General features: G+C 60.2%; 16 protein-coding genes. 13 read left to right on the top strand and 3 right to left on the bottom strand.

Annotated elements, in window-relative coordinates; genetic code table 11:
• Positions 1–17: 17 nt before the first annotated feature.
• From AC1RO0_RS03280 to AC1RO0_RS03240, 9 genes are all read left to right on the top strand, one after another.
• The gene (locus AC1RO0_RS03280; protein WP_498591518.1) at positions 18–983 is read left to right on the top strand and encodes a VOC family protein; all 966 of its coding nucleotides are present in this window, start codon (positions 18–20) and stop codon (positions 981–983) included.
• Positions 983–1,654: a 4-carboxy-4-hydroxy-2-oxoadipate aldolase/oxaloacetate decarboxylase gene (locus tag AC1RO0_RS03275; RefSeq protein ID WP_498591517.1), complete on the top strand. Its 672-nt coding sequence runs from the start codon at positions 983–985 to the stop codon at positions 1,652–1,654. The genes AC1RO0_RS03280 and AC1RO0_RS03275 overlap by 1 nt, the downstream gene beginning before the upstream one ends.
• Entirely contained in the window at positions 1,647–2,702 is a 1,056-nt protein-coding gene (locus tag AC1RO0_RS03270) for a 4-oxalomesaconate tautomerase (protein ID WP_498591516.1), read from the top strand. The genes AC1RO0_RS03275 and AC1RO0_RS03270 overlap by 8 nt, the downstream gene beginning before the upstream one ends.
• A 501-nt stretch (positions 2,703–3,203) precedes the next feature.
• Positions 3,204–4,208, top strand: a complete 1,005-nt coding sequence (locus tag AC1RO0_RS03265) for a glycosyltransferase family 2 protein (protein ID WP_498591515.1) — start codon at positions 3,204–3,206, stop codon at positions 4,206–4,208.
• A 189-nt stretch (positions 4,209–4,397) separates the two neighbouring features.
• Positions 4,398–5,234 (top strand): NAD(P)-dependent oxidoreductase, encoded by an 837-nt coding sequence (locus AC1RO0_RS03260; RefSeq protein ID WP_498591514.1) that lies wholly within the window; start codon positions 4,398–4,400, stop codon positions 5,232–5,234.
• A gap of 108 nt (positions 5,235–5,342) precedes the next feature.
• Complete coding sequence (locus tag AC1RO0_RS03255; RefSeq protein ID WP_498591513.1) at positions 5,343–5,861, top strand: dihydrofolate reductase; 519 nt, start codon at positions 5,343–5,345, stop codon at positions 5,859–5,861.
• Positions 5,862–6,037: 176 nt separating this feature from the next.
• Positions 6,038–7,165, top strand: coding sequence for an FtsH protease activity modulator HflK (gene hflK / locus AC1RO0_RS03250; RefSeq protein ID WP_368514029.1), 1,128 nt, complete (start codon positions 6,038–6,040; stop codon positions 7,163–7,165).
• On the top strand, positions 7,165–8,088 hold the full coding sequence (gene hflC, locus AC1RO0_RS03245) for a protease modulator HflC (protein ID WP_498591512.1): 924 nt from the start codon (positions 7,165–7,167) through the stop codon (positions 8,086–8,088). The genes hflK and hflC overlap by 1 nt, the downstream gene beginning before the upstream one ends.
• 217 nt (positions 8,089–8,305) lie before the next feature.
• Entirely contained in the window at positions 8,306–10,066 is a 1,761-nt protein-coding gene (locus AC1RO0_RS03240; RefSeq protein WP_498591511.1) for a Do family serine endopeptidase, read from the top strand.
• 3 nt (positions 10,067–10,069) lie between these two features.
• Here the strand turns inward: AC1RO0_RS03240 and AC1RO0_RS03235 are convergent, their stop codons facing one another.
• The gene (locus tag AC1RO0_RS03235; protein WP_498591510.1) at positions 10,070–10,645 is read right to left on the bottom strand and encodes a GNAT family N-acetyltransferase; all 576 of its coding nucleotides are present in this window, start codon (positions 10,643–10,645) and stop codon (positions 10,070–10,072) included.
• Positions 10,646–10,680: 35 nt separating this feature from the next.
• Positions 10,681–11,571 carry a phosphoserine phosphatase SerB gene (gene serB, locus AC1RO0_RS03230; protein WP_498591509.1) on the bottom strand — a complete coding sequence of 297 codons (891 nt, stop codon included), beginning with the start codon at positions 11,569–11,571 and terminating at the stop codon, positions 10,681–10,683.
• Between serB and miaA the strand changes: the two genes are divergently transcribed.
• Complete coding sequence (gene miaA, locus AC1RO0_RS03225; RefSeq protein WP_498591508.1) at positions 11,570–12,466, top strand: tRNA (adenosine(37)-N6)-dimethylallyltransferase MiaA; 897 nt, start codon at positions 11,570–11,572, stop codon at positions 12,464–12,466. The two genes, serB and miaA, sit on opposite strands and share 2 nt — an antisense overlap.
• A gap of 445 nt (positions 12,467–12,911) precedes the next feature.
• Here the strand turns inward: miaA and AC1RO0_RS03220 are convergent, their stop codons facing one another.
• Positions 12,912–14,951, bottom strand: coding sequence for an ATP-binding protein (locus tag AC1RO0_RS03220; RefSeq protein ID WP_498591507.1), 2,040 nt, complete (start codon positions 14,949–14,951; stop codon positions 12,912–12,914).
• 328 nt (positions 14,952–15,279) lie between these two features.
• Here AC1RO0_RS03220 and AC1RO0_RS03215 point away from each other — a divergent pair, with 328 nt between their 5' ends.
• The 3 genes from AC1RO0_RS03215 (at position 15,280) to AC1RO0_RS03205 (ending at position 18,888) form a co-directional block, all read left to right on the top strand.
• Positions 15,280–17,073, top strand: a complete 1,794-nt coding sequence (locus tag AC1RO0_RS03215) for an acetolactate synthase 3 large subunit (protein WP_498591506.1) — start codon at positions 15,280–15,282, stop codon at positions 17,071–17,073.
• A gap of 116 nt (positions 17,074–17,189) precedes the next feature.
• The gene (ilvN, locus tag AC1RO0_RS03210) at positions 17,190–17,762 is read left to right on the top strand and encodes an acetolactate synthase small subunit (protein ID WP_498591505.1); all 573 of its coding nucleotides are present in this window, start codon (positions 17,190–17,192) and stop codon (positions 17,760–17,762) included.
• A 157-nt stretch (positions 17,763–17,919) separates the two neighbouring features.
• A complete protein-coding gene (locus AC1RO0_RS03205; RefSeq protein ID WP_498592370.1) occupies positions 17,920–18,888 on the top strand; it encodes a capsular polysaccharide export protein, LipB/KpsS family in 969 nt (322 codons plus the stop codon).
• Positions 18,889–18,892 lie beyond the last annotated feature (4 nt).

Raw genomic sequence — 18,892 nt, 5'->3', positions numbered from 1 at the left:
CTCGGGAGGAGCGTAACATGGAACCCTGCTTTGATATCGCCCATCTGGCGCATGTGGAGATGTATTCCGACAAGTTCGAGGAAAGCCTCGACTTCTTCGTGAACGTCTATGGGCTGACGGTCGCCGGTCAGGACGAGCAGTCGGCCTATCTGCGAGCCTGGGACGACTACGAGTTCCACACGCTGAAGCTCACCCGGCATCACACCACCGGTGTCGGGCACATCGCCTACCGCGTGTCATCCGAGGCCGCCCTGGAACGGCGCGTCAAGGCGATTGAGGCGAGCGGTTTCAAGGTTCTCGGCTGGGTGGACGGCGATCTCGGCCATGGCCGCGCGTTCCGGTTCGAGGACCCGTTCGGCCATGTGTTCGAGATTTATTGGGACACGGTCCGCTATTCGCCGCCCGAGCATGAAAGGCCGGCGCTGAAGAATGTCGCTCAGCGATATCATGCGCGCGGGTGCCATCCGCGACGTCTCGATCATCTGAACCTGCTCGCCTCTGATGTTGCCGAGTTCAGGCGCTTCATGGAAACCTGCCTTGGTTCGCGCGTAACGGAGATGATCCAGCTCGACAATGGCAGGCTTGGCGGTTGCTGGTTCACCGTCAATAACAAGACCTACGATCTTGCCTGCACCGAAGAGCATGGCGGCGGGGGCGGGCGTCTTCATCATGTAACCTACGCCACCGACAGCCGCGAAGAGATCTTGCGCGCCGCCGACATCTTTCTTGAGAACGGCGTGCACATCGAGACCGGCCCGCACAAGCATGCGATCCAGGGCACGTTCTTCCTCTACGTCTGGGAGCCCGCCGGCAACCGGGTGGAACTCGCCAATTCCGGCGCACGCCTGATCCTGGCTCCGGATTGGAAGCCTGTGGTTTGGACTGAGACGGAGCGCAAGAAGGGGCAGGCTTGGGGCTTGAAGACGATCGAGACATTCCACACCCACGGGACGCCCCCGGTTAAAAAGCAAGGAGACGCGTAATGGGTATTGTTGTGCAGGACGTTGCCCGGGTTTCGCAGGACGTGATCGACCGGCTGGCCTATGCCGGGGTCGCGACCGTGCATGAGGCGCAGGGCCGCAAGGGCATGCTCGCCAGCTACATGCGTCCGATCTACGCCGGCGCCCAGATTGCCGGTTCGGCCGTGACCATCTCGGCTCCTCCCGGCGACAACTTGATGCTGCATGTGGCGATCGAGCAGCTGAAGCAGGGTGATATTCTCGTTCTCGCGCCGACATCGCCCTGCGACAACGGCTATTTCGGTGATCTGCTTGCGACCTCGGCGATGGCGCGCGGATGCAAGGGTCTTATCATCGATGCCGGCGTCCGGGACATTCGCGATCTCACGCAGATGGGCTTTCCGGTCTGGTCGAAGGCGATATCGGCCCAGGGCACCGTCAAGGAGACGTTAGGCTCGGTCAACGTGCCGGTGGTCTGTGCCGGCGCCTATATCGAGGCTGGCGATGTCATCATCGCCGATGATGACGGCGTTTGCGTCGTCAAGCGAGAGGAGGCGGAGGCCGTGGTTATCGCGGCGGAGACACGCCTGGCCAACGAGGATGCCAAGCGCAAGCGGCTTGCCGCCGGGGAACTCGGGCTGGATATCTACGGGATGCGGCCGACCCTGCTGGCAAAGGGGCTGAAATATGTATGAGGATGGTATCCCTTGCCTGTGGATGCGAGGGGGAACCTCCAAGGGCGCATATTTCCTCGCTGAGCATCTTCCGGCGGATCCCACCGAGCGCGATGCGCTGCTGCTGAAAATCATGGGATCGCCGGATCCGCGGCAGATCGACGGGATCGGCGGTGCCGATCCGTTGACGTCGAAAGTCGCGGTTCTCTCGCCTTCGACACGCACTGACGCCGATGTGGACTATCTGTTCCTTCAGGTCTTCGTGGATCAGGCCCTCGTCAGCGATGCGCAGGGGTGCGGCAATATTCTTGCCGGTGTCGGGCCGGCAGCCATCGAGCGTGGTCTGGTCAAGTCGAACGACGGCGTCACCGAAGTCCGCATCCATATGCTGAACTCCGGCGAGGTGGCGGTCGCTCGGATAGAGACGCCGGGCGGACGCGTGAACTATGCCGGCACTACGGAAATTGCCGGTGTTCCGGGCCGCCATGCGGCTGTCCCGCTGCTGTTCATGAACATAGCCGGTTCGATGTGTGGCGCGCTGCTGCCGACCGGCAACGAGGTCGATGTCATCGACGGGATAGAGGCGACTTTAATCGACAACGGCATGCCCTGCGTCATCATGCGGGCCGCGGACTTCGGGCTGACGGGGGAGGAGACCCGCGAGGCGATCGAAGCGAACACGGAGCTGAAGTCCCGGATCGAGGCCATCCGCCTGAAGGCGGGGCCGATGATGAACCTCGGCGATGCCCAAGCTGCCTCCGTCCCGAAGATGACCCTGGTGTCGGCACCAAAGTACGGCGGCGCGATCTCGACGCGGAGCTTCATTCCGCACCGGGTTCATGCCTCCGTCGGCGTTCTCGCGGCCGTTACGGTTGCGACCGCGACGCGCCTGGCAGGCAGCCCTGCCGCGCAATTGGCGACGGCACCGTCGGATGGCCGCTATCTGATCGAGCATCCGACCGGCGCGATGGAGGTCTTTCTGGATATCGGCGATGACGGTTCGATCAAGGGAGCGGGGACGGTCAGGACCGCGCGGAAGCTGTTTGATGGACGGGTCTTCGCTGGATGATCTCGGCTGGGTCGAGCAGACGACGCGCTGGCGGCTAGAAGTCGGGATTGCCGATTAGGATTGGTATGGGATGAAAGGGGTGCCGGTGACCGCAAGGTTGCCGGCATTTCCGTTTCCGAGGCACGGAAATGAATACGAGCGCCGATTTTGCACGGCGACTGGGCTCACGCTTATTCGTGATCGCGGCTCTGGAAATAATACTGCTTGCTATGGAAATTTTGGGAAACAATCCCGTCGAAATTTTGCTCTCTATTTGAAATATTACATGAATATCGACATTGAATACGGCCGACATGAGTGCATGATCGATAAAAAGATGTGATAAGTATGCATTATTATCTCCGTGGTTCCGCTTCTATAATTTAGCTTATTAAAAATCAGCGCAAACCTTCTTCAAGGATTGTTGCGTCCGCCGTGGTAATTGTGGCACGTTACACTTCGGACAGTATTCGTGCGCTATCTCGACATGCGTTCTGCGATATAGTCTATGGAAGGGTTTTGATGAAAAAAATTGCTGCCATTATCCCTTTTTTCCAACGCAAAGGCGGCTTCCTGACTGCGGCCGTACAATCCATTATTGGCCAGAGGCTGCCGGATGACGTCAGGGTTCATATCCTGATTGTGAACGACGAATCCCCGATAGACCCGCTGTCTGAAATCTCGCATCTTCAGTTTCCGGAGACTGTCAGTTTTGAAATAATAGCGCAGCAGAATGCCGGCCCGGCAGCGGCCAGAAACAACGCGCTTGATGCTGTTCCCGCGGAGACGGAGTTTGTCGCCTTTCTTGATTCCGATGATGTCTGGTTTGAAGATCATCTCCGGACGGCCATGCGGGCGCTTGGCGACGAAGGCGTATTCTATTTCAGCGACAATTACGAAGATAGGCCTGTCACGACTTTCGAGAAAACCAAGTATTTCAGCCGGGCCGCCAGTGCCGGCGATTGGGAGATTGTCGAGCCCGCTTTGAATATCTTCCAGTTCAAGCCGCGATTGGCGTTCAAGGCTTTTATCAGAGAATATATCTCGCAGACGTCCACCGTTGTTTACAGGTTCTCTAGATTCAGGGATCTGCGGTTTGATTCCGATCTGCGCTATTCCGGAGAGGATTATTTCTTCTGGCTTTCGATCGCCAATAGCGGATCGCCGGTGACGTTTTCGAGCAATGTGAACGGTGACCGGGATAAGGGCGTCTCCGTTTATCGCGACGCTTATTCCTGGGACAGCCCGAAGGTTCTGGTCCGCTTGCTCGGCAACCTTCTGTTCTGGAAAAGGGTAGGCGCCAGTTTCAAGCTCGACGACGACGACAGGCAAATTCTGGACGAGCATATCAACAAGACGAGAATGGGTATCTCCTATCTGATCATGCGCAACAGTCGCCGAGATCGTGCCAAGAGCGTGGGGGCCATATTCAGCTTTTTGAAAATGGACCCGCTCGGTATCGCGCAGAGCCCGGCCTTGATCATGAAGGCGATTGGCCTCGCCAGGAAAGGTCTTTTGGAGTTCTAGGCCGGACCTTCGCTCTCACGGCGCCGATCCGCGCGGCCTCTTCATCTCGCGAAGTTGACTTACATCCCGGGCCATTTTTATTTACGAATAGGACCGAAGCTATCCCTCGTCGTTTCGCGCCTTGACCACCATGCATTCCGCGAGGTCCTAGATAGCCTTCATCTTTAAACAAGGGGAAGGAGATCGCTGATGGATATCGGAGTCATTGGAGCCGGTGCGATGGGGAGTGCCATCGCGGGGCGATTGGTCGAGGGTGGCGCTCACGTTCTCACGTATGTTGAAGGTCGCTCGCCGGCGACCATCGAACGGGCCAAGGCGGTGGGCATGAAGGCCGTCGGGCTGGATCGCCTCATCGAGGCCGACATCATCCTTTCCATCGTTCCCCCCGCAGAGGCCATTGGCGTGGCCGAGCTTCTATCTGCCGCGTTGCGACGCCGTGGCAGGACGACGACATTCATAGACTGCAATGCGATCTCGCCGAAGACGATGGCGCAGGTTGCTTCGGTTTTCGGTAACGACTGTGGCGAAGTGCTGGACGGATCCATCATCGGCGCGCCGCCGAAGCCCGGCCAGAAAGGCCCCAAACTCTATGTTAGCGGCGATGTCGCAAACAGGAGTGGGGTCCTTGCCGACCATGGGCTTCAGCTGCGCCGCATCGATGGTGGGATCGGGGCCTCGTCGGCACTGAAGATGTGTTATGCCGGTATCAACAAAGGTGTTACGGGCCTCGGCACCGCCATGCTGCTTGCCGCGATCCGGTCTGGAGCGGATGAGGGCCTGAAACGGGAACTCGAGGAAAGTCAGTCCGATCTTGATCGCAAGTTTGCCCAGAGCATCCCGGACATGTATCCGAAGGCCTATCGCTGGGTTGCGGAAATGGAAGAGATCGCCGAGTTCCTCGGCGAGGACGATCCCGCCGCCTTGATCTTCAAGGGCATGGCCGGCCTCTATCGCAAGATGGCTGAGGACCGGGAGGCCGGCGGCGTGCTTGCCGGCGAATTGGATCGGCTCAATAGCGGCGCTTGAGATTGTAGCTAGACCGACATTTTTGCCTGAATAGCGGCGGATATCAGCTTGCAAGGCGGTGAGCCCGACGCGCATATGAGGCTGTCGATCGCCGAGCGAGGGAGAAGGATGAGCCAACCAATCAAAACCATCGTCGTTGCCGTATCGCGCAACGGCATCATTGGCCGCGACGGCGATATGCCCTGGCGGCTTTCGTCCGACCTCAAGCGCTTCAAGGCCCTGACGCTCGGCAAGCCCGTTATCATGGGGCGCAAGACGTTTCAGTCGATCGGCAAGCCGCTGCCGGGCCGCCCGAACGTGGTGATCACGCGCGATAGCGGCTTTTCGGCCGAAGGCGTGACGGTCGTGCATTCGTTGGATGATGCCATCGATGTCGCGGCGCGTCTTGCCGTGGAGAGCGGCGTGGATGAGATCTGCATCCTCGGCGGCGGCGAGATCTATCGACAGGCGATGGATCATGCCGACCGGTTGCTGATCACGCATGTCGAGGCCGATGTGGATGGCGATACCTCATTTCCGGCCATCGATCCGGCCCTTTGGCAGGTCGATAGCGAGCTTGCCGTGCCGGCGGGTGAGAAGGACAATTATCCGACACGCTTTGTCAGCTATTTCAGACGGAGAGCCTAAATCCTTCAGGCGGAATTCAATTATTTTCCAATAAATCCGCCTAACTTCCTGAAGTTGCGTTGAAAGCAGGTGCGTCGATACCTATAACGGGGACAATCGCCGCAACTTGTGAAGTTCGCACTGCGAACGGCAAAGTTTAGCGCGATGACTGGGAGTCCACTAACAAAGAGGTTTTGATGCCCTGGAGCAATCAGAATGGCGGCGGCGGCCCGTGGGGCGGCGGCGGCGGAGGCGGCGGAAATAATCAAGGGCCATGGGGGCAGGGACCGAACCGGCCTCGTGGTAACGGCAGCGGCGGGCCACCCGACCTTGAAGACATTATTCGTCGTGGCCAGGACCGGCTGAAGGGGCTTGTTCCCGGCGGTTTCAATGGCGGTGCTTTTCTTATTGTCGCGGCGGTCATTGCCGTATTCTGGCTTATTCAGTGCGTCTATACGGTTCAGCCGGATGAGCGCGGCGTTGAATTGCGGTTCGGCAAGCCGCGCGCCGAGGTGTCCATGCCCGGCCTGCATTTCCATTTCTGGCCGATGGATCGCGTCGAAATTGCCAAGGTTACCGAGCAGCAGCGCAATATTGGCGGGCGTTCGGGTTCCGGCTCCAATGCCGGGCTGATGCTGACGGGCGACCAGAACATCGTCAATGTTCAGTTCTCGGTGCTCTATACCGTCACCAATCCGCAAGCCTATCTCTTCGAGGTTGAAAGCCCTGACGAGACGCTGCAGCAGGTCGCCGAAAGCGCCATGCGTGAAGTGGTCGGTCGTCGTCCCGCACAGGACATCTACCGCGACAATCGTCAGCAGGTCGCTGTCGAGGTGAGAAACATCATTCAGGACACGATGGATCGCTATAGTGCCGGCATTTCCATCAATGCCGTGCCGATCGAGGACGTGTCTCCGCCGCGCGAAGTGGCCGATGCCTTCGACGAAGTGCAGCGCGCCGAGCAGAACGAAGACCAGCAGGTACAAGAAGCGAACCAATACGCCAACCAGAAGCTGGGTCAGGCCCGTGGTGGCGCCGCCCAGATTCGCGAAGAGGCCGCTGCCTACAAGGATCGTGTCGTCAAGGAAGCTCAGGGTGAAGCACAGCGTTTCATCTCGATCTACGACGAATACGTCAAGGCGCCGGATGTGACCCGCAAGCGGTTGTTCCTCGAAACCATGGAGTCTGTTATCGGCAATTCCAACAGCATCATCATCGACGACAAGCAGAGCGTCTTGCCCTACTTGCCGCTGAATGATCTCGGCAAGTCCACGACGCAGACGGGCGGCAAGCCTGCAACTGCAGTTCAGCCGGAGGCCAAATAATGACGTCCAGCCGTTTGCCAACCATTCTCATCGCGCTCGCGGTGCTGCTGCTGATCGTTTATTCCTCGGTTTTCGTGGTCAATGCCCGCGAGCAGGCGATCGTTCTGCGCTTCGGCCAGATCCGTGAAGTCAAGACCGAGCCGGGCCTGTACTTCAAGCTGCCTTTCGCCTTCATGGATGCCGATCGGGTGCAATATATCCAGGATCAGGAGCTGCGCTTCGATCTGGACAATATCCGTGTCCAGGTTTCGGGCGGCAAGTTCTATGAGGTCGATGCCTTCGTCGTCTACAGGATCACCGACGCGCGGAAATTCCGCGAGACGGTATCCGGTGATCGCGATGCGGCGGAATCACGTCTCAGAACCCGCCTCGACGCGTCGCTGCGCCGGGTCTACGGTCTGCGCGGTTTCGAAGCGGCTCTGTCCGAAGAGCGCGCCTCCATGATGACGGAAGTGCGTGACGACCTGCACCGCGATGCGGAGACCCTCGGCCTCAATATCGAGGATGTTCGCATCCGTCGCACCGATCTGACCCAGGAAGTGTCGCAGCAGACCTACGACCGCATGAAGGCCGAACGTCTGGCGGAAGCGGAACTGATCCGTGCCCGGGGTAACGAAGAAGGCCAGCGCCGCCGCGCCGTCGCCGACCGTCAGGTTGTCGAGATCCTCGCGGATGCGCGGAAGGATTCGGAAATCTTGCGTGGTCAGGGCGAAGCCGAGCGTAACGGTATCTTTGCCGATGCCTCCACGCGCGATCCGAGCTTCTACGAGTTCTATCGCTCGATGGCAGCCTATCGCACGTCGTTTGGCTCTGGTGGCAAGACGCTGGTACTGCCGCCGAACCAGTCGGAGTTCTTCAAGTATTTCGACAGTTCGGTCGGCTCGGCTACCACGTCGGGCACGCCGGCACCGGCTAAGCCGTGAATGGCGACACCCGCGAATTGACGTGGGACATATAGCTGAAATTCGAGGGGCTGCCGGTTGGCGGCCCCTTGTTTTTTGTGGAACCGCGCCGGCTTTACCATGATTGCAAAGGGTGGACCGAGGCGCGGGGATATCGCAAAAAGGTGATTACACGCTTCATCATTCCGCCTTATGGTGATGCTTATACAAGATTTCCCTTTCTCGATGAGGATGCCTGATGGCCTTGACCATTCGCCTGTCTTTCAGACGTTCGTTCGCTCTTCTGGCCAGCGTGGCTCTGATTGCCGGTCCCGTTCTGGGCAATGTCGAACAGGCGCGTGCGCAGACGGCACAAGCGCCCTCGACCTCCGATAATCAGGCGCCAGCGGCCGCGACCAATCCGGCTCAGGCTCCGACAGGCGGCTCGACCGCGCCGGCGACCAATCCAGCGGCAGCGCCCGCCATTGCCGCCAACCCGGCGATGAATGCCGGCCCAGCTTCCGTTGCTGACCTGGCATCCGGCCTGCTCGATGCAGTGGTCAATATTTCGACGTCGCAGAAGGTCAAGGACCAGGGCGATGGCCCGGCAAACCCCAAGGTGCCTGACAATTCGCCGTTCCAGGATTTCTTCAACGACTTCTTCAAGAACCGCAACAACGACAACAGCAATCGCAAGGTCAGCTCGCTCGGCTCAGGCTTCGTCATCGATCCCACGGGCTATATCGTCACCAACAATCACGTCATCGAAGGCGCCGACGATATCGAGGTGATCTTCCCGAACGGCAACAAGCTGAAGGCGCGGCTGATCGGCACGGATACCAAGACCGACCTTTCCGTGCTCAAGGTGGAGTCGAAGCGGCCGCTGGTGTCGGTGAAGTTCGGCGATTCCGCCAAGATGCGGATCGGCGATTGGGTGATGGCCATCGGCAATCCCTTCGGCCTCGGTGGCTCGGTGACGGTCGGCATAGTTTCGGCACGCGGCCGCAACATCAATGCCGGCCCCTATGACAATTTCATCCAGACGGATGCGGCGATCAACAAGGGCAACTCCGGCGGCCCGCTCTTCAACATGAAGGGCGAGGTGATCGGCATCAATACGGCGATCATTTCTCCCAGTGGTGGCTCCATTGGCATCGGCTTTGCCGTGCCGTCCGAGCTCGCCGAGGGCGTTGTCAAGCAGTTGATGGATTTCGGCGAGACCCGACGCGGCTGGCTTGGCGTGCGTATCCAGCCGGTCACCGACGATGTCGCCAACAGTCTCGGCCTCGATGGCGCCAAGGGCGCGCTGGTGGCCGGCGTTATCAAGGGCGGGCCTGTCGACAACGGCTCGATCAAGGCTGGTGATGTCATCCTGAAATTCGATGGCAAGGACGTGGACGAGATGCGTGATCTTCCGCGCGTCGTCGCCGAAAGCCCGGTGGGCAAGGCCGTCGACGTGGTCATCATGCGCGACGGCAAGCAGCAGACCGTCAAGGTCACGCTCGGCCGGCTTGAGGACAGCGATCAGGCTGCCGCGGCAAGCAGCGACAAGAGTGGTGGCGACGACAAGAACAAGACGCCGAAGCTCGCGCCGGACGACAATGGCAATGGCAGCAATGACGGTGTCATCAATCCCGACGGGGGTGACGATGACGATGACGGCATAGACGGTCAGGATCAGGGCGGCGACCAGCAACCGCAGGCACCGCAGCAGCAGGCTGCCCAGAGCGTGCTCGGCATGAAACTCGCCACCCTGAACGCCGAAAACCGCAAGAGCTTCGGCATCGCCGACAGTGTCGACGGTGTCGTCATCACCGAGGTCGCGCCGGGTTCGGCCGCAGCCGAGAAGGGGCTGAAGCCCGGCGATGTCGTCGTGGAAGTGGCGCAGGAATTCGTTCAGACGCCAACTGCTGCCTCGGAGAAGGTCGCATCCCTGAAGCGGGAAGGCCGGCGCAATGCGCAGCTGATGATCGCGTCTCCGAGTGGTGACCTGCGTTTCATCGCCGTGGCGCTGGAGTAGGCGTCAGCCTCTCGGCGCTTGCCGCGACCGCCATTCGTCGGCGGCCAGGCTGTAGAGGACATGGCGCTTCAGGTGCGGATAGGTATCGGGAACGCCGGGGTGATCGAAATCACCGCCCTCGACACGACGCATGCCGATCCGCTCCATGACGGACGTCGATTTGACGTTGTTGTGGACGGCGAAGGAAACGATCCGATCGAGATCTAGCGTCACGAAGCCATGGGCGAGCAACGCCCGTGCCGCTTCGCTGACAAACCCCTTGCCCCAATGCTGCGGTACCAACCGCCAGCCGATCTCGACGGTTCCTACTGGGACGAACGGCTCCAGATGATCCGTCCGCATCAGCCCGCAATATCCGATGGCCTCACCATTGGCCTTGAGCTCCAACACATAGAGGCCAAGACCAGTGTCAGCGATCATGGATCGCACGCGCTCGAAAAATGCATCGGCTTCCGTGCGATCGCGGCGAAATGGAAAGAATTCCATCACCTTGTCATCGGAATTGATCTCATAGGCGAGATCACGATCGTCGTCGCGCCAGTTGCGGATGATGAGGCGTTCGGTTTCGGCAATGATCATGATGGCATACGATCCTTGATGGGTTCCCGCCGAAATTATGCTCTGACAAAATCACTCTTGCGATAGCCCTGAATGTAGAGCAGGGCGGTCAGGTCGCCGTGATCGATACGCATCCTGGCCTCGGCGGCTACCGAAGGTTTGGCGTGGAGGGCGACGCCGGAGCCGGCGAGTTGCAGCATGCCGAGATCATTGGCGCCGTCGCCGACGGCAAGCGCGTCATCCGTGGAAATGCCGAGCTTTTCGGCGATATCATTCAGCGCGTCGACCTTGGCCTGCTTACCGAGGATCGGTTCGGCGACATGGCCGGTGAGGATGCCGTTGTCTTCCAGCAGAATATTGGCGTGGTCCTCGTCGAAACCCAGGGTCGCGGCGATGCGGCTCGTGAAGACGGTGAAGCCGCCGGAGACGAGGGCAGCGTAGTAGCCCTTGGCCTTCATCGTGGCGATCAGTTCGGGGCCGCCCGGGGTGAGGGTGATGCGCTTGGCAATAACCTCGTCGACAACGGAGATCGGCAGGCCCTTCAAGAGAGCGACACGCTCGCGCAGCGCTGGCTCGAAGGCGATCTCGCCATTCATGGCGCGGGCGGTAATCGTTGCGACCTTGTCCTTGAGGCCGACTTCGGCCGCTAGCTCGTCGATGCATTCCTCCCCGATCATGGTTGAATCCATATCGGCGATCAGCAGCTTCTTGCGGCGCGTCTCTGCATCCTGGATGACCAGATCGATCGGAGCGCTGCCGATAACAGCGCGAATATCCGCTTCGGCAGCCTTGAGGTCGGCACCGTCGCGCAATGCGATATCACAGGCGATGCCGTCGGCCAGCCAATAGAGTCCCGACGCTTTGACGGCGTCCGACGCGCGCTCGGCGATGGCCGGCATGAGAACGGGGTTTGACGGATTGGCAATAAGCGTGGCAACGAAGGCCATGATCAGAAATCCTATGAGCGATATCGACGCGATCCTGATAACCGGGCCGACCGCCAGCGGCAAGTCCGCGCTTGCGGTGGAACTGGCGCGGGCGCATCGCGGCGTTGTGGTCAATGCCGACAGCATGCAGGTTTATGACACGCTCAGCGTGCTGACGGCCCGTCCGTCTGAAACCGATATGGAGGGCATTCCGCATCATCTTTACGGCCATGTGCCGGCGGGGCAAGCTTATTCCACCGGCGTCTGGCTGCGCGAGGCGGCGGCATTGGTGGCGCACTTGCGCGAAGAGGGGCGGATGCCGGTTTTTGTCGGCGGCACCGGGCTTTATTTCAAGGCGCTGACCGGTGGCCTTTCCGACATGCCCGATATCCCCACGGACATTCGCAGCCGCCTGCGGGAGCGGCTGCTGGTGGAGGGGACTGACGAGCTTTATCGCGAGCTTGTCCTTCGCGACCCCGCCGTGGCGGAAAGCCTCAACCCCCAGGACGGTCAGCGTATCGTGAGGGCTCTGGAAGTGATCGAGGCGACGGGGCAATCCATCGCGGCTTTTCAGGGCAAGACAGGGCCGGTCATTATCGACGCCGACCGCGCGTGGAAAATTGTCGTGCTGCCAGATCGTGCTGTCCTGCATCAGCGCATCAACGGCCGTTTCGAGAAGATGCTCGCCATGGGGGCTGAAGATGAGGTGAAGGCGCTGCTGGCGTTGAACCTGTCACCGGAAATGCCCGTCGTGAAGGCGATCGGCGTATCGCAGATCGCCGCGATGCTGAGGGGTGAGATGACACGCGCGGAGGTTCTGGACACCGGCGCGGCTGCGACGCGGCAATATGCCAAGCGGCAAATGACCTGGTTTCGCAACCAGATGGACGAGAGCTGGGAGCGCGTCGCCCCGTAGTCGAGTCTTAAAACGAAGTTGATGCGGCTCACTTGCACACGACCGTGGAGAATCTACTATCGCAGCATGAGCGAGCTAGTTTACCCCGTCTATATCTTTCGTAGTCCAGGTTTTGCCTCGTCCGGTGATACCGTTGTGGCTGTCGCCCTACTAGAATGCGTTACGGCAGTTTACGGCGGCGGCGGCGTTATTGGAGAGGGCGGACTATCAGCAGCATTTGGTGGAGCCGTTGTTTTTAAGAATGAAGACTCTGGAGAATGTTTTGTGGGCGTTTGGGGTGCACGCAACGCCTCGCGGTTTCGGGCGCAACTGCGAGCAAAAATGCAGGTCAACATTCTCAGGGAAGCACCCATAGCCCGCCTCAAATTCTGGGGTGCAGAAAAGGACCGACCGAAAAGGCCTGTAAGCCCATGATCGAGAGCAGATTTTGTCGCCAGGACCTAGGTCAGTCCTTGTTATAAAGGCTGCTCAGCGGCTTCTTCAGGATGCTGTCGCGCAGTGACAGGCCGGGTTCGCGCTGCGGCCGCGGGGCGGCGTCTCTTGCCGGGGACGGCTGGTTGCCCATGTTGTTCTCGTCACGATAGTCGCGACGCAGTTCGGCAAGCCGGCTATCGATCGATGTCCGGGGCTTGGCATCGATGGCAGGTGTCGGAGCGCGTGGCAGCATGTCGGGCCGATAGGGCTCTATCGGCGGTGCGGCAACTCTTGTCGGCTGCATTGTGGGCGAGAGTTGCTCGACATAGTCATCCCCAATATCCTCGTCCATATCGTCCGTGGCATCGCTCAAACTCGCATAGCTCTGCTGGAAGGCGGAGATATCGGGGCCTGTGATTGAACGCATCCGGCTGACGATGGTGCGCAGATCGACGGTATCGGGCGTTTCCTCGCTCGTTCTCGCGACACTGCCATTGGCTTTCGGCAGCAGATGCTCCTCGACGCGGGAAAAGCGCATACGCATCGGCACGGCAATCGCCTCGCCGAAGGCAATGGCCTCGCCGTTGCCGATGGAGGAGAGGAAGCTGGTGGTCGAGATCGAGGAATTCGGAATGGCGGAGCGGATGATGTCCTGGTCGCGGTCGTTGGCGAGACGCATGGCAAACACCGTCGAGCACTGCGACAGGATCGTCTGGTCGAGCTCTCCCGGGCGCTGGGTGATGATGCCGAGCGATACGCCGTATTTGCGGCCTTCCTTGGCAATGCGGGCGATCGCCTGGCGGGTCGGGAAGAAACCGAGCGTCGGGTCGGCGGGGATATAGCGATGCGCCTCCTCGCAGACGACGAGCATGTGAATTGCACCATCGCTCCAGAGGGTGAGTTCGAAAGCCATGCGGCAGAGGACGGAGGCGACGGAATTGACGACTTCGGAGGGAATGCCGGCGAGCTGGAAAGTGCAGATCGGCTTGTCGTCGCCCGGAATGCGGAAGATCTGCGCGATCGTCTCCATGATCGTGTCGCTGATTGTGTTGTTGGAGAACATGAAGTGGTAGCGCGGATCGTTGATTGCCGAGATGACGCGCATTTTCAGCGAGCGCAGATGCGGCTTTTCCTGGCGGCCCTCGAGCCGGCCGATGCGCTCGTCGATCAGTGCCAGGAGGTCGGCCATGCGATAGGGCACCGGCGTATCGGCGGTCACCGAGCTTTTTTCCGTCTGGCGGCGCATCAGCGGCGAGTCGCTGCCGCGAAAGGCGCGCTTCGCCTCCGGAATGATATCGCGCAGCATGTCCAGTTCATCGGCGATCGGCGGACGGCCGCGAAAGATGACCTCGGCGAACTCGTCGAGCCGCATCAGCCAGAAGGGCAGGTCGAGCGTATCGGTATCGATGACGACGGAGTGCTTGGGGAAGGCGGCGGCAAATTCGTTGTGCGGGTCGAGGATCAGCACGCGCAACTTGGGATCGGAGGCGATCGCCTTGTGCAGGAGCAGCGAGACGGCGGTCGATTTGCCGACGCCGGTGGAGCCGACCACGGCGAAATGCTTTGATAGCATCGAGGGAATATGGATGGCGGCGTCGATGCTTTCATCCTGCGTCAGCTTGCCGATGACGCAACTGCTGTCCTTGCCGGCGTCATAGATACGCATGAGATCGGCAGCACGGATGCGATGCGCGATGGCGCCGAGATAGGGATAGGCGGAAATGCCGCTTGAAAACTCCTCTCGGCCGGTTGGTCCGACGCGGACTTCGCCCAGCAGCTCCACCTCGATGCGGAAAAGATTGTCCTCACCTTCGCCCCAGCCGCTACTACCGGTGTTCATGGCGTAGACGAGGGCTGCAACGCGATTGGCGCCGACGGTGATCGAAATCAGCTTGCCGACCGACCAGAGCTCTGTCAGATCGGTGCCGCCATCCTCGGCGACGGCGGCGATGGTTGCCCTGGAACCTGTGCACGCGACGACGCGGCCGAGGAAACGATTTCCCGGCTTCAGCACGTCACGGCGATCAAGGTCTCCAGCTTTGCTGGACGTCTGCAAGTCGTTATTGAGCAAACGGCTACTCCCAGCGTTAGAAAATGGAGCATAGGGAGGGCCGCTTAATAAAATCCTTTCGACCGTCCCCGCTTTTTAAAGGGATCGGGATGGCGCGCGATTTTTTATTGCGGAATACGTTGACGCTTGGAAATTTTCTGTCTATCACTTCGACCCATGAAAAACTCGACGGTTCTTATTGTGGTGGGACAGCGCATGGGCAGGATGGTGTAACCATCCGGCGATAGCCACCCATGCGCTAGATGACAGGCTCCCCAAGGAGCCTTTTTTTATGCCCGAAATCGAGATTTCATTTTTCCAAACCTCCAGCAGATAGCGGAACAAACGTATGACCGGCACAGATAATCAGGCGAGCAGCAATCAGATGACAGGCGCGGAGATCGTGTTGCAGGCGCTCAAGGACAATGGCGTCGAACACATCTTTGGTTATCCGGGCGGCGCTGTTCTTCCGATCTATGACGAGATCTTCCAGCAGGACGATATCCAGCACATTCTCGTTCGCCATGAGCAGGGCGCGGGCCATGCCGCTGAAGGCTATGCCCGCTCGACCGGCAAGGTCGGCGTCATGCTGGTCACCTCCGGTCCCGGCGCGACCAATGCGGTCACGCCGCTGCAGGACGCGCTGATGGATTCCATCCCGCTCGTCTGCCTGACAGGTCAGGTTCCCACTTCGCTGATCGGCTCGGACGCGTTCCAGGAATGCGACACGGTCGGCATCACGCGGCCCTGCACCAAGCACAACTGGCTGGTTAAGGACGTCAACCAGCTCGCCGCTGTCATTCACGAGGCCTTCCGCATCGCCCAGTCCGGTCGTCCGGGTCCTGTTGTCGTCGACATTCCGAAGGATGTTCAGTTCGCCACCGGCACCTATACGCCGCCGGAAGCGCATGATGTCCAGAAGAGCTATCAGCCCAAGCTGCAGGGCGACCTCAACAAGATCAAGCAGGCCATCGAACTGATGGCGAATGCACGCCAGCCGGTCATCTATTCCGGCGGCGGCGTCGTCAATTCCGGCCCGGAAGCCTCCAAGCTGCTGCGCGAGCTGGTCGAGCTGACCGGATTCCCCATTACCTCGACGCTGATGGGCCTGGGTGCCTATCCGGCATCGGGCAAAAGCTGGCTCGGCATGCTCGGCATGCATGGTTCCTACGAGGCCAATATGGCGATGCATGATTGCGACGTCATGGTCTGCATCGGTGCGCGCTTCGACGACCGTATTACCGGTCGCCTGAATGCCTTTTCGCCGAATTCGAAGAAGATCCACATCGACATCGACCCGTCGTCGATCAACAAGAACGTTCACGTCGATATCGGCATTCTCGGCGATGTCGGCAATGTTCTGGAAGACATGGTTCGCCTGTGGCGAGCCCTGCCGCAGAAGCCGGCTGCCGATCGCCTCGGCGGCTGGTGGGAAAACATCACCCGTTGGCGGGCGCGCAATTCCTTCGCCTACAAGCAGAGCGGCGACGTCATCATGCCGCAATATGCTATCCAGCGCCTCTATGAGCTGACCAAGCATCGCGATACCTACATCACGACCGAAGTCGGCCAGCATCAGATGTGGGCGGCACAGTTCTTCGGCTTCGAGGAGCCGAACCGCTGGATGACCTCGGGCGGTCTCGGCACCATGGGCTACGGCCTGCCGGCAGCGCTCGGCGTACAGATCGCCCATCCGGAAAGCCTGGTCATCGATATCGCCGGCGATGCCTCGATCCAGATGTGCATTCAGGAAATGTCGGCGGCGATCCAGCACAATGCGCCGATCAAGATCTTCATCCTGAACAACCAGTACATGGGCATGGTGCGCCAATGGCAGCAGCTGCTGCACGGCAACCGTCTGTCGAACTCCTACACGGAAGCCATGCCGGATTTCGTCAAGCTGGCGGAAGCCTATGGCGCCGTCGGCCTGCGCTGCGAGAAGCCGGGTGATCTCGATGCCGCCATCCAGGAGATGATCGACGTCAACAAGCCGGTCATCTTCGATTGCCGCGTCGCCAACCTTGCCAACTGCTTCCCGATGATTCCCTCGGGCAAGGCGCACAACGAGATGCTGCTGCCGGACGAAGCCACCGACGAAGCTGTCGCCAACGCCATCGACGCCAAGGGCCGGCAGCTGGTTTGATCGGATCGCCGGGGTCCGGGAAATTTCCCGGACCCCGGACTTTTCGACTAACGGCTATATTGCAGAGGCCCTGCTGACTTCCCGAAGATAAAAACCGAGGAAACGGAACAAGGACAATGAACGCACACCTTCAACCCACGGGCTCCGCCTACTTCATTTCGCCGGAAACAGCGGCGGCCGAGAGCCACACGCTATCGGTCCTCGTCGACAACGAACCCGGCGTGCTCGCCCGCGTCATCGGCCTTTTCTCCGGTCGCGGCTACAACATCGAGAGCCTGACCGTTTCGGAGACCGAACATCAGGCGCATCTGTCGCGCATCACCGTCGTTACGCGCGGTACGCCGCAGGTGCTGGAGCAGATCAAGGCACAGCTCGAGCGCATCGTGCCTGTTCATCGCGTCGTCGACCTGACGGTGCGCGCCCGCGAACTCGGCCAGGAACGGCCGATCGAGCGCGAAGTGGCGCTGCTGAAGGTTACCGGAAATGGTGAGACCCGCGCCGAAACGCTGCGCCTGGCCGATGCCTTCCATGCCAAGGTGGTGGATGCCACCGTCGAGCATTTCATTTTCGAAATCACCGGCAAATCCTCGAAGATCGACCAGTTCGTGGCCATCGTGAAGCCGCTCGGCCTGATCGAAGTCTGCCGCACCGGCATCGCGGCGATGAACCGCGGTCCGCAGGGGATGTAAGAGAGCTCTATCGTTGACCGATCTCCGGACGTCGCATAGGTTTCGCGGCGTTCGGGGCGTGATTGGCCCTATCTCAGGCGAGGTAGCATAGGTGGGGTTTCCAACCGGGGATGATTTACCGGAAGCCGGTGAAAAGAGCTGGTGTCCGCCTGATGGTATGCGCCTCGGCGCGACCTTTTATGTCCGCAATGCCTTTCCCTGGCTCGGCCAATATTTCGGTGCGCAGAAGATTGCGACCACCCTGTCGCCCGGGATTGGCGGCGTGTTGTCTTGGGGTGGCCGCGTGCCGGCAAAGACGGCGGCTGCGATTTCACGGTTGCGCGGCCTGCCGCGCTGGAATCTCGAAGACGGCTTTCTGCGCTCGGTCGGATTGGGGAAGGCGGGCGCCATGCCGCTCTCCATCGTGGTTGACGACCTCGGTTTGCCGGTGGATGCGAGCCGGCCTTCGCGCCTTGAGCGGCTGATTGCCGGCGCGGACGAGGCAGGGGACCTCGGCAAGGCCATTCGGGAACAGCTCGTCCTTCACAGACTGTCTAAATACAACCACCTGCCGCATAAGCCTCCCGCCATCGAGCGGACGACGAAGCGCCGCATCCTGCTGGTGGATCAGGTCGTCGGCGATATCTCCGTCGGCAAGGCGCTCGGTTCACGCGCCTCATTCGAGCGGATGCTGGCCGATGCGCTGGCAAGCGGCGCGCAATGCCTGATTCGGACGCATCCGGATGTCATGGCCGGCCATGCCAAGGGCTATTTGACCACGGATATCGCCTCCAAGGGTGGGGCGATATTTCTCAACGATGCGGTATCGGTAGCGTCGATTCTTGATGTCGTGGACGAGGTCTGGACGGTCTCCAGCCAGTTCGGCTTCGATGCGCTGCTGCGCGGCATACCGGTTCGCTGCTATGCCGCGCCCTTCTATGCCGGTTGGGGCGTGACGGAAGATCATTTTGGCGTGCTTGCGAAGGTGACGCTTGCCGGAAACAGAACGAAGTTGCGAACGGTCGACCAGATCGCGGCAGCTGCCTTCTCGTTCTACCCGACCTATCGTGATCCCGCGATGTGGCAATTGATGAATGTCTTCCAGGCGATCGAGTTGATCGTTGCCCAGCAGCGCGCCGAGGCTTAGCAAG

It is taken from the genome of Rhizobium sp. GW821-FHT14E12 (assembly GCF_058803745.1).
This window is presented reverse-complemented; position numbering and strand designations above follow the sequence as displayed.

Coding starts and splice junctions, on each gene's coding strand:
- AC1RO0_RS03280 (WP_498591518.1), top strand. CDS start 18: ATGGAACCCTGCTTTGATATCGCCCATCTGGCGCATGTGGAGATGTAT.
- AC1RO0_RS03275 (WP_498591517.1), top strand. CDS start 983: ATGGGTATTGTTGTGCAGGACGTTGCCCGGGTTTCGCAGGACGTGATC.
- AC1RO0_RS03270 (WP_498591516.1), top strand. CDS start 1,647: ATGTATGAGGATGGTATCCCTTGCCTGTGGATGCGAGGGGGAACCTCC.
- AC1RO0_RS03265 (WP_498591515.1), top strand. CDS start 3,204: ATGAAAAAAATTGCTGCCATTATCCCTTTTTTCCAACGCAAAGGCGGC.
- AC1RO0_RS03260 (WP_498591514.1), top strand. CDS start 4,398: ATGGATATCGGAGTCATTGGAGCCGGTGCGATGGGGAGTGCCATCGCG.
- AC1RO0_RS03255 (WP_498591513.1), top strand. CDS start 5,343: ATGAGCCAACCAATCAAAACCATCGTCGTTGCCGTATCGCGCAACGGC.
- hflK (WP_368514029.1), top strand. CDS start 6,038: ATGCCCTGGAGCAATCAGAATGGCGGCGGCGGCCCGTGGGGCGGCGGC.
- hflC (WP_498591512.1), top strand. CDS start 7,165: ATGACGTCCAGCCGTTTGCCAACCATTCTCATCGCGCTCGCGGTGCTG.
- AC1RO0_RS03240 (WP_498591511.1), top strand. CDS start 8,306: ATGGCCTTGACCATTCGCCTGTCTTTCAGACGTTCGTTCGCTCTTCTG.
- AC1RO0_RS03235 (WP_498591510.1), bottom strand. CDS start 10,645: ATGATCATTGCCGAAACCGAACGCCTCATCATCCGCAACTGGCGCGAC.
- miaA (WP_498591508.1), top strand. CDS start 11,570: ATGATCAGAAATCCTATGAGCGATATCGACGCGATCCTGATAACCGGG.
- serB (WP_498591509.1), bottom strand. CDS start 11,571: ATGGCCTTCGTTGCCACGCTTATTGCCAATCCGTCAAACCCCGTTCTC.
- AC1RO0_RS03215 (WP_498591506.1), top strand. CDS start 15,280: ATGACCGGCACAGATAATCAGGCGAGCAGCAATCAGATGACAGGCGCG.
- ilvN (WP_498591505.1), top strand. CDS start 17,190: ATGAACGCACACCTTCAACCCACGGGCTCCGCCTACTTCATTTCGCCG.
- AC1RO0_RS03205 (WP_498592370.1), top strand. CDS start 17,920: ATGCGCCTCGGCGCGACCTTTTATGTCCGCAATGCCTTTCCCTGGCTC.